General features: G+C 50.0%; 5 protein-coding genes. All 5 read left to right on the top strand.

Going from position 1 to position 11909, the window contains the following annotated elements; genetic code table 11:
- The first annotated feature begins 2 nt into the window (after nucleotides 1–2).
- The 5 genes from MKZ12_RS05375 to MKZ12_RS05395 all read left to right on the top strand — a co-directional run bounded on the left by MKZ12_RS05375 (nucleotide 3) and on the right by MKZ12_RS05395 (nucleotide 11624).
- Nucleotides 3–770 (top strand): 3-oxoacyl-ACP reductase family protein, encoded by a 768-nt coding sequence (locus tag MKZ12_RS05375; RefSeq protein ID WP_339259162.1) that lies wholly within the window; start codon nucleotides 3–5, stop codon nucleotides 768–770.
- A gap of 34 nt (nucleotides 771–804) precedes the next feature.
- Nucleotides 805–3174, top strand: a complete 2370-nt coding sequence (locus MKZ12_RS05380; RefSeq protein WP_339259164.1) for a DUF4962 domain-containing protein — start codon at nucleotides 805–807, stop codon at nucleotides 3172–3174.
- A gap of 141 nt (nucleotides 3175–3315) precedes the next feature.
- Entirely contained in the window at nucleotides 3316–4866 is a 1551-nt protein-coding gene (locus tag MKZ12_RS05385; RefSeq protein ID WP_339259166.1) for an extracellular solute-binding protein, read from the top strand.
- An 85-nt stretch (nucleotides 4867–4951) separates the two neighbouring features.
- Nucleotides 4952–9283 carry an alpha/beta hydrolase fold domain-containing protein gene (locus tag MKZ12_RS05390; RefSeq protein WP_339259167.1) on the top strand — a complete coding sequence of 1444 codons (4332 nt, stop codon included), beginning with the start codon at nucleotides 4952–4954 and terminating at the stop codon, nucleotides 9281–9283.
- Between the two features lie 358 nt (nucleotides 9284–9641).
- Nucleotides 9642–11624, top strand: coding sequence for a CotH kinase family protein (locus tag MKZ12_RS05395; protein ID WP_339259168.1), 1983 nt, complete (start codon nucleotides 9642–9644; stop codon nucleotides 11622–11624).
- Nucleotides 11625–11909 lie beyond the last annotated feature (285 nt).

Below are 11909 nucleotides of genomic sequence, written 5' to 3' on the forward strand. Positions count from 1 at the left end.
ACATGAATATTAACTTGCAGAACAAAATTGCGTTGGTAACAGGTTCCAGTGGAGGGATTGGCGCTGCTATTGCCGGGTCATTGGCTCGCTGTGGGGCAAAGGTGGCTGTGAATGGTCTGCATAATATGGAGCGGGCGGAGGAGGTCGTGGCAGCGATTCGGGATGCTGGTGGTGAAGCGGCGGCATTTCAGGCCGATGTGACCGATATGGATGCCATAGAATCGATGGTTGGGGATATCACGCTTCGTTTCGGCGGTCCAATTGACTTGTTAATCAATAATGCGGGGCATCTGGTGGAGCGGAGCCCTATTGAAACGATGAGCGAGGAGCTTTACAGCCGGATTATGGATGTCAATCTGAAGAGCGCCGTATTTGTCTCCAAAGCGGTCATTCCTGGCATGAAGGCGGCTGGAGGCGGACGAATTATCAATCTGACCTCGGTAGCGGCTCATAACGGGGGCGGGCCGGGTGCAGCTATTTACGCAGCCTCCAAGGCGGCTGTCATTGCGTTAACCAAAGGGCTTGCCAAAGAACTGGCTCCTGGGGGGATTACGGTTAATGCCCTTTCACCGGGCTTCATTGGACAGACGGCATTCCATGCTACGTTCACCTCGGCAGAAGGCCGGACTTCTGCAGTAGGCAGCATCCCGCTTGGACGGGAAGGGACTCCCGATGATGTTGCAGGAGCGGCGTTGTACCTGTGTTCTGACCTGGGGGCTTTTATCACCGGAGAGACGATAGAAATCAATGGCGGAATGTACATGCGTTGAGGCTACAACATTGCGATAAGGAGGGAATGATACGATGGAAGTGAAACGGAAGCTTGCAGAAAGACTGTTGTACCAACCTATTAGCGGGCCGTTCCATGTGGACTATGCACCTGATGAACATACCATTCTGGCAGAGAATCCGCCAAGGTTTACCTGGATGGCGGCACAGCAGGAGGATGAGAATGCCTATCTGCTGCAAGTATCGGCGAGCCCTTCTTTTCAGAAAGAAGAGACGATGACCTTTACGCCGCTCCCGTATAATTTTTTCACACCTGAGCGGGTGTTTGAACCTGGAGAGTATTATTGGCGATATGCGCTGCTTATAGATCAATCAATGCAGCAAGGAAGCGAAGCCGAAACGGATGCCGTGCAGGAGAAACAGCAGGAAATGTCATCATGGAGTGAGGTGCGGCGGTTTACGGTTCCAGCGGGACTACCGGAGACACCTCTACCCTCCCGGGCACAACGATACGTTTGCACAGACACATCTCACCCACGGCTGTGGCTTGGTGAGCGTGGACTGAATGCGCTTGCCGATGGTGTTGCGTCCGACTCCACGTATTGCGGCTGGGATGTGTTTATGGCAAATTCCGTGGAACCGTGGGCAGACCGTGACCCAATTCGTGAACCGCTGCCTTACCCGGATAACAAACGTGTCGCCACGTTGTGGAGACAAATGTACATTGACTGTCAGGAAGTGTTATATGCCATTCGTCATCTGAGTATCGCTGGGCGGGTGCTTCGAGACGAACGGCTGCTTGAAGCGGCGAAAACCTGGCTGCTGCATGTGGCGGCCTGGGATACGGAGGGAACAACCTCCCGCGATTATAACGATGAGGCAGCCTTTCGGGTCGCAGCGGCGCTTGCTTGGGGCTATGACTGGCTGCATGATGAGTTGAACAGTGAAGAGCAAGATGTGGTAAGACGCAGTTTGCTGCGGCGGACAGAACAGGTAGCCCAGCATGTAATGGTCCGCTCAAAGATTCATCATGTGCCCTATGACAGCCATGCAATTCGTTCATTGTCTTCCGTACTTGTACCGTGCTGTATGGCTTTGTTGCATGAGGAGCAGCAAGCTGCAGCGTGGCTGGATTATGCGATCGATTATTATGCCTGTCTGTACTCCCCTTGGGGTGGCAGTGATGGGGGTTGGGCCGAAGGACCGATGTACTGGACAACAGGCATGGCCTATGTAACCGAAGCGATGAATCTGCTGCGAAACTATGCGGGCATCGACTTCTTCCGTCGACCGTTCTTCCAGCGTACCGGGGATTTTCCACTCTACGTGTACCCGCCTGATGCACGGCGCGCCAGCTTTGGAGATCAGTCTACGCTGGGTGACCCGGTCAATTTGAAAACAGGCTATCTTGTGCGCCAACTGGCAGGTGTTACAGGCAACCGCTGGTACCAGTGGTACTTTGAGCGTGTACGCCAATCCGATCCGGGGACAGAGGGAGCCTTTTATAACTACGGCTGGTGGGATTTTAACTTTGACGAATTGGTATATCGCCACGATTATCCGCAGGTGGAGGAAGAGTCACCTGTGAACATCGAGCCGCTCAAATGGTTCCGGGATGTGGGATGGGTAGCTATGCATCACCGGATGGATGATCCGGATGAGCATATGATGCTGCTGCTCAAGTCAAGCCGTTATGGCTCCATCAGCCATAGCCATGCGGATCAGAACAGCTTTACCCTGCATGCATTCGGTGAGCCGCTTGCGGCGGATACCGGCTATTATATCGCGCATGGAAGTTCCTTTCACCGGGAATGGCGCAGGCAGACACGTTCCAAAAACAATCTGCTGATTGGCGGAGCAGGTCAGTATGCCGAGAACAACAAAGTGCTGAACATGGCGGCAACCGGGCAGATCGAAGATGCGTATTGGCGAGACGGTGATGGTTATGTGCGCGCGGTAGCGACCGATGCCTACGCCAGCACCGTACCGCATGTGAAGCGTGTTGTACGGGAAATACATTTTCTGCAATCATCCTACTTCGTCATTGTGGACCACATTGACCTGAAGCAGCCGGACAGCGTTCAATGGCTGTTCCATGCACTACACCCGTTACAGCTGAAAGGGCAGACCTTCCGTCTGAACGGTACTAAGGCAGGGCTTGAGGGGACATTTGTCTATGCTTCCTCCGGTGAACTGTCGCTCAGCCAGACGGATCAATTCGCAGAGGTGGACCCGGCAGAGTATGAAGGGCTGGACAGACATTATCATCTAAGCGCGGAAACGCGGCCTGCTTCAAGCCATAGAATTGTAACGCTGCTTGTGCCATATAAGATTGAGGAGCCGAAGTATGTCCCTTATTTCATCGATGACCAGGATCACGGCATTCATCTCTATTTTACCGACAACGGTATAACAAAGAAGATCGAGGTATCCAAGACGTACTAGTAAGTGCTGACCTAAAGAAAACGCAATCTCATCTAAAACATCCCCATTGTTGCAGGCGGTGGGGATGTTTTAACATCTATTTGAAAGCGCTTTACCAACGAGTGGTACCTAAATCTAAATCAGGATGAAAAGAGGGGTAGCATGAAAAAGTGGATGGTCACAGGCATGGCGCTATTGCTGGCGACAACCGTCATGGCGGGATGCAGCACTGGAAGCGGGGCGAAATCCGGTGAGAATGGGGGAGACGGCAAGACGAGGTTCTCCATGTCACTGCGAACGCTGGCGTATACGTATGTGGAGAAGTCGCCCGACATCAACCAGGATAAATGGGTGAAAAGGCTGGAGGATCTGACCAATACCGATCTCAAAATTGTCCTGGTGCCTCATAAGGAATATGAGCAGAAAATGGTGCAAATGTTTGCCACCAATGATATTCCTGATGTGGTGCAGGGTGACGGCGGCGTCAACGGCAAGGAGATGGCCGGCTCGGTCGAAGCCGGAGTATTTCAGCCACTGGATGAGTTGTTGCAGCAGTATGGGCAAGATTTGCTGAAAGCCGTGCCGAAGGAAGCCTGGGACCAGGTCACCCATGACGGCCAGATCTATGCCATCCCTGAATATTTATCCAATCCATCCCGCCGGGCAACCTGGATTCGTAAGGATTTGCTGGATCAAACCGGATTGCCGGTGCCTACTACGGTGGAGGAGACAATGGAAGTGCTGCGCGCCTTTAAAAAGCTTGGCGTGGAGAATCCATATATGGGGCGTGAGGATTTCAAATATGCGGATACCTTCTTTGGTGCCTATGATGTGCAGCAGTTCTTGTCCATGATGGAGCAGCAGGGCGACCAGATTGTACCGAAGTTCATGGATAACGAGAATATGCAGCAAGCCCTGACGGTGTATAAGACGATGTATGAGGAAGGGCTTATCAACAAAGAGTTCGCAACGATTAATTCCACCGTATTCAAAAATACGATCCTCTCCGGCAAAGCAGGCATGTGGTCCATGAATGCCAACGAACTGATCCAGTGGGAGAAGCAGATTAAAGCCTCGGTTCCCGATGCCAAAATCGAGATTATCCCTTCCCCTGTCGGCCCGGACGGAAAAGGCGGTTATTATCTGTACGGTCCTGTGACACGTGCCTACTTTATTAATAAGAATGCGGCCGATCCGGCTTCCATTATCCGTTTTTTCAACTGGATGGTGTCTGACGAAGCGGAGAAATTCTTCACGTACGGTACGGAAGGAGAGACCTATACAGAGGATAATGGTGTGATTTCATATACAGCTCCGACAGACTCTGCTGGCGTGGACGAGGAGCGTTACCGTCAATCGTTCTTATGGTTCGTACAGGACACAACATACAACAAAGGCTCCCTATCCCTGACTGAAGAAGGCAAAAAGCTGATGAATATTTACGATACGGTTTTAGCCAAAGAAGGTCGGGATGGCATTAACTTTGATCCGCGTTTGGAAGCTTTTGTACAGAATCCCGATATTGCTCCCAATTCGGATACACCTCCTCAGGTATTGCTCACACATATGATCAAGATGGTATATGGCAAGGAGCCGATCTCCGATTGGCCGAAGGTAGTTGAGGAATGGAAATCCAAAGGCGGGGATCAGGCTATCAAGGAAGCCACAGAGAAGTTCAAGAACGGTGAAGGCGTGTCGGCACCGCGTCGCTAGAATTGTTCGACATAAGCATGATTAACATCAGCAATTGCAAAGGTATAACGTCAGGAGATTGGACTACCGTGCGGAGGGGATACAAGTGAATAATTTGTTCAAAACGTGGAAAAAGCGCGTTGTCCTTGTTGCCATGTCTATGATTCTCATTAACGGCACCATCGTTCCCATGCATGAAGTCCGGGCGATGGAAGATGTTGTTCCTAGCTCTATTCGTAACCCTATACAGGAAGAAAGAGAAAACGTCCCGGAGCCGGAGGGCCCGGAGCTAGAGATTTACGCGGAAAACTTTGATGACCCGGACAATTTTGGCTCTACAGGTGGAATTGCATTGAGAGCTCCCTGGTCGCAGGAAGGGGCAGGTGGAAGCAAGGCCAAGACGTCATCTTCCACGACTGCTCCCTCGCTGCCCAATATGATCAAGATGGACGGAACCGATGCGCTTGCACTGCCTCTAAACTTGACTGGATACGGAAATATACGGCTGAGCTACTACACGCGTGCTTCCTCCTATATAACTGGAAGTGTGATTATCGAATGGTCGAAGGATGGTGGCACATCCTGGACGACGCTGGAGACATTTGAACTTCCCCCGGGCACCCCGGACCTGAAGAATAAGGAAGGCAATACGCTAAAAAGCTGGACGCTGGGTTCGGAAGCGAACAATAACAGCACGGTCAAAATTAGATTTCGGACAGGAGATGCCATGCAGGCCAACATGTATATCGACAATGTTGCCATATACGGTCAGGCTATTCCCGGAATAACGCCTGCCCCATCCCCAGTGCCGCCTGGAGAAGAGAATACTGAATTCACGCCACCGCAAGGAGTGACTTTATACGAGGATGTGGAGATCGGTACGGCTGGTGGGCGGGCGATGTATTCGTCCATTGCCGTTCCCGAGACAGCGGCAGCTGAACCGATGCCAGTCATGGTCTATATCCATGGAGGTGGATGGAATCACGGGGACCGGAAGCAGGCATTGAACTCCATATGCAACTATGTACTCAAACGCGGTTACATCGGTGTGTCTCTGGACTACCGACTGACGCCTGAGGCACCTTTCCCTGCCCAGATTCAGGATGTAAAGCTTGCTATTCGATACCTGCGAGCTCACGCTGAGCAGTACAATCTGGACCCAAGCCGTATTGGTGTCTGGGGATCATCGGCGGGCGGACATCTGGCTGCATTGCTTGGTACGACAGGGGACATGGTCGCTGGTAACACTGTAGAGCTCGATACAGGGGTGACAGTAGATATACCTGATCTGGAAGGTTCAGGCGGATGGTCTGAGTATTCCGACAAAGTGCAGGCGGTCGCCGACTGGTACGGACCTGCTGATTTTACAACGACATTTGCTAATAACTATAGCTCGGTCACAGCTCTGCTTGGCGGGCATCGCGCGTTCGATGTTCCGGAGCAGGCCAGACTTGCCATGCCGGGCACGTATGCCTCACCAGATGATCCACCATTCTGGATTCGGCACGGTGATGCTGACGCCACTATTCCCTATACCGACAGCGTTACTTTCGCGGGACAGCTTCAATCTGCGGGTGTGCCGATTGTGGATTTGAAAGTCGTGCCTGGTCAGGGCCATGGATTTACAGGGACCGCTTCCGAGACTGCGAATGCAGAGGCATGGGCTTTCATGGATGAACATGTGAAGAACCGGATTGTAACGGAGCCTATTATTTTCAAAAGCAATCCTGAAGACACTTCGCCTGAAGATGAAGAAGTGGCTGAAGAAAAACCGTTGATTGAAAAGGTCATCGCCAGTAAGCTGCCAAGCGACGATGCGGCGATTGACAGCAGCAAGCCTGACCTGAATTTCAATCAGGCCACGGGCTCCAGCAACGGATTACTGAGCATCTCTTCCACTTCATCAACCAAGAAATATGTGTACTTCAAATTTAATATGACTGGAAATGAGCCGGAAGGAGATCGGTATCGATTGCGGATTGCCGCCAAGAAAGGCACATCAAATATTGATACCACGTTGTCTCTGTACGGTTTGAATGTAACAGACTGGAGCGAATCATCGTTAACCTGGTCGAATGCTCCGGTCCAAAGTCTGAGCGAAGGTTCGCTGCTCGGCACATTCCAGGTTACGGCAGATCGGAATGGAAGCCCGGCCGTCTATGAACTGGATGTAACCGATGTTGTGAAGAGTCGTCCAGATGCGGAGCAGGTTGCATTTTTGCTTGCGGATGCGGAATCAACGGGTGTTTCCATAAACGTATACACCAAGGAAGCGAACGGAACGAGCAATCCGCGTCCACAGTTAACAGTCATTGCTTTGATCGAAGAAGGCAGTGACACGCAGTCACCCGAATGGGAGCAGGGAGCTGAGCTTGAGGTTCGCAACTGGGGGACAGATTTTGCGGAACTAAGATGGCCAGCGGCCAGCGATGATACAGCTGTATCTGCCTACCGAATTTATCGGGATGGAGTCCTGCTGGCAGAACAAAGTAAGCGGTCATTTCGTGACAGCGAACTTGCAGCTGGGACATCGTATACGTTTCAAGTGAAAGCAATTGACGAGGCGGGCAATATCAGCAGTGCTCTATCAACCGAAATGACAACCCTAGACGTCCCGTTATCGTCCCTGCCTGTGGCTTCTGTCACGGCAAGTGGCAGCGACGGCAACCTAGCGACCAATACCATCGATAATAACAGCTATACACGCTGGTCTGTTGCCGGGGAGGGGCAATGGATCACATTTGATCTGGGTCAGATACAGTCAGTGGGTTATGTGGGGATTGGTTTTTACAAAGGGGATGTCCGAAAGACCTTTTTTGAGATGGAATCGTCTGTTGACGGTGAGCAGTGGACCCAGGTATTCAACGGCGAAAGCAGTGGGGATACAACCGAAATGCAGGCATTTGATATCCCAGACACTTCTGCACGTTATGTACGAATCACAGGGCATGGCAATTCAGATGCGAGTATTTACACAAGTCTGACCGATGTGCATCTGTATGCCCCTTTTGCAGGGGGAGGGACACCTGTGGCTCTGATTCCATATATCGTGCCACAACCACCTGAAGGGACGATGCCCTTTATCGCCCCAGGTCTGACGGAAACAGATGGCACACCACATGTTGTCCATGTTCCACATGCCGTGACCGGACGTACAATTGATGTACGGGATTTTGGAGCAAATCCTGCCGACAACACGAGTGATGACCGACCAGCAATACAGGCTGCTATTGATGAGGCTGAGGTGGGTGATGAAGTGTTTTTACCCAATGGAGTGTACAATTTGTTATCCGGGCCGGATGGAACCACCAACCTGATGCTCAAATCCGGCGTGAATCTGAGAGGAGAGAGCCGTGAAGGAACCGTGCTCAAGACATCGCTGGATCAGGTAACGGGCAGTGCCGTTCTGAAGGCATCAGCTCAGCATAGCATTCTCGTATCCAACATGACCCTAACTTCATCCTGGTCCGGCAGCTACACGACGGATCATCAATCCAATAATCCCTCCGCTGGGGGGCCGGATAGTCTGATTCACATCGCCAATTATGGTGAGTTACCATCGTATGACATTACAATTGAAGGCGTAATTGTGGAGAAGTTCAAACGAATGGCGATCCGAATTGAGCACAGCCGCGATGTTGTTGTGAAGCATGCAACCTTTCGCAATGCAACAGATCTGGGCCCCGGAGGTTCAGGATACGGAATTTCGATTCAGGGAACGGCCAAGACCGATCGACTTGGTTTTGATAATGATACGTTATGGAATGTGGTGGAGGACAGTGCATTTGAGGGTCCTTATCTCAGACATGGAGCACTGATTCAGTTTGTGGCTCACAATAACGTGTTACGCGGCAATACATTTAATGGAACCAAGCTGGATGCCATTGATCTTCATGGTGAACTGGAGTATTTGAATGAAATCTCCGGCAATGTCATTACGGATGTGCTGACAGGTGCAGGGATTGGGCTTGGCAATACAGGGGGTTCAGCGCCCAGCAACCACAGCAAGTCTGGCAAAGGAAACTACATTCATGACAACACAATCAAGAACAGCCGGATCGGTATTTCGGTGACGATGGGTACTCCCGATACTCTAATTGAAGATAATCTCATCGAGAATACAACCACGATTGCAGATGCGGCTGGAATCAAAGTATTAAATGGACCAGGTACGGTAATTCGCGGCAATGTGATTCGTAACAATACTGCCAGTGGATACTGGGGCGTACGGCTTGAGCGCGACAAAGGCGATGCTGGAGCTGGCAATATAGGCGAAGGGAATCCCGAGAATGTGTTGATCGAGGATAACCGAATCGAAGGTAACACAAACGGAATCGGCTTGTTTGCCGGAGTCGGCATTCTGCTAAACGCTAACATTCTAAACAACGTGAATGAGGACTACTACCAAGCAGAAGGTGTGACCGTTACCGAACTATAAAGGATCAGAATAAGTAGCCTAGCAGGTATCTATATAAGTTGAAGCTCAATTTTACACCTAAACGGAGAGTGCAGAACCAATTTGAAGAAGCGTAGCGTTAGCCTTTTATCACCGGATTTTCCCCATAAACAAAGGGAATGATGAAAATCTGGGGATAAGAGCGATCGGAAAATGGTACTGCAATCGGAGTGATAAGGTGTAACATTCATAGTTCAACTTATGTAGCCTGATGGGCTACTTTTTGTTGTAGTCGTTTTTTTGTTGTAGTCGTTATTTAAGATTCACTAAAGGTTCGTCCTCTACCATGGTTACATAAGCCTCAGTTGCTTAACAGAAACCAAGAAGGAGGATTCATCATTTGAATATACTATTACGAAAAGTTGCAGTAACGGCATTATCCGTGACTATGGTAACGTCATCTTTTGGCCTGATGGCAGGTCCAAATACGGCATTTGCCGCAGAGAGCACAGCGACAACCGCGAGTGCAGGCGTGACACAAGCTTATGAATCGTTGTTCCAGACGGACAACGTGATTGATGTGAATGTAACGATTGATGATGCAGACTGGAAGAGTATGCTTGAAAGTCCGCTCGATAAGGATTACAAGAATGTGAGTGTGGACGTGGACGGCAACAAGCTGGACAACGTTGGTTTCTCCACCAAGGGCAATCTGACCTTGAAAGCCGTAGCCTCGATGGAGGATTCGGATCGATACAGCTTCAGACTGAAGTTCGATAAATACGACAAAACACAAACCTTGCTCGGACTGGACAAAATGGTGCTCAATAACAACTATGCAGATCCATCCTATATGCGTGAGGTACTTCACTATGAAGCGCTTCGCAGTATTGGCATGGATGTGCCGATGACAAACTATGTTAATCTGTATGTTAATGGCGAACTGGTCGGTTTCTACACCGGGGTTGAAGCCGTAGATGACAGTTACTTGGAACGCAACTACGGTGAGGATTACGAAGAAGGCGTGCTATATGATACAGATGAGAAGAGTTATCTTCAATATGAAGAGGGCAGTGACTACAGTACAATCACCAAAGACTTGGGTACGGATAAGGACAAAGCCAAACTAAAAACCTTCATCCAAACGCTGAACGAGATGCCAGAAGGTGAAAAGGGTGATATCGAGAGCGTGCTGGACGTGGATTCGGCGCTTCAATATATTGCAGGCAACATGGTTTTCGGCAACTATGACAGCTATAGCGGCGACAAAGGACATAACTACATGCTCTATGGCGATGAGGATGGCAAGTTTACCGTTGTACCTTGGGACTTTAACATGTCCTTCAATGGATACTCCGGTGGAGGCGGACGTGGCACAACAACCGGATCAACCACGACTAACACCAACGCAACGAACGTATCTGTGGATGAGCCTGTACTAGGCATTAGCATGGAAAATGTACCGATGATTAACAACCTGCTTGCTGTACCGGAGTATAAGGAAAAATATATGAGCTACGTCAATGAACTGACGGACTATATGGAAGGCATTCAGAATCGTATTACTGATCTTGCCAATGAGATTCGTCCATATGTAGAAGCAGATCCAACGAAATTCTATACGACAGAACAGTTTGAATCCAACATTGCTTATTCTGCCAATGCAGATGTCGCTGGGGGGATGGGCGGTACACCACCTGAAGGATTTGAGGGAAAGACACCACCTGAGGGCATGGAAGGCATGACACCGCCAGAAGGTTTCGAAGGAATGACACCTCCAGATGGAGCAACACCTCCGGTTGGCACAACGGGAACAGGAACAACAGATAGCACAGGCAATACGCAGACACGTCCTGGCGGTAACTTTGGCGGTGGAGGCGGAGGTATGGGTTCCATGGCAGCCGGGTCACTAACCACATTTGCACTGAACCGCCTTGCAAATCTGCAAGAGCAACTTGGGCGTGAAGTAACGCCGCTGCCTGAGACTGTGGAAGAGACAGGTTCGAATACTTCATCCGGAACAAGTGACAAAACCATTACTGTAACACTCGATGGTAAATCGATCACATTCCCGGATCAGGACCCACTGCAGCAAAGTGGCCGAGTGATGGTACCTGTGTATGCAATCCTCGAAGCACTTGGTGCAGAAGTGACTTGGGACAAAACGGCGAAGACCGTAACAACCGTTCTGAATGACCAGACTCTTGTGCTCAAGATCGGAAGTAGCACAGCAATGGTAAATGGAGAGACAATTGAAATTGATGCCCCCGCGATCATTCAAAACAGTCGTACACTCGTACCCGTTCGCTTCATTTCAGAAGGACTGGGATTAGCCGTGGATTGGGATCAAGCTGCTGCACAAGTAAGCCTTACATCCAAATAAGCAATATCTTCTGCGGAGCAACGTTGTTGTACGGAGAATGAGAGAAGGGATTCGATGGTCAGATCGAATCCCTTTTTGTTCTGCTTTTGTAGATTAGAAAGGAGCGAAGACATATCTAATTTATCGTTCCAGATTGATATTTAATTTCCAACCAGCAGATCATTCTCACATAATTACGGAGAAAGCGGAAAAACTTTGATTTTTAATTTCAACTAAATGTGATGAAAGTCACTGAAATATTATAAAAAATGTGAAAGCTCCTACCGATAAGACTATAGTGATATT

Origin of the sequence: Paenibacillus sp. FSL R5-0713, assembly GCF_037973325.1 — a bacterium.
Lineage (GTDB): Bacteria > Bacillota > Bacilli > Paenibacillales > Paenibacillaceae > Paenibacillus.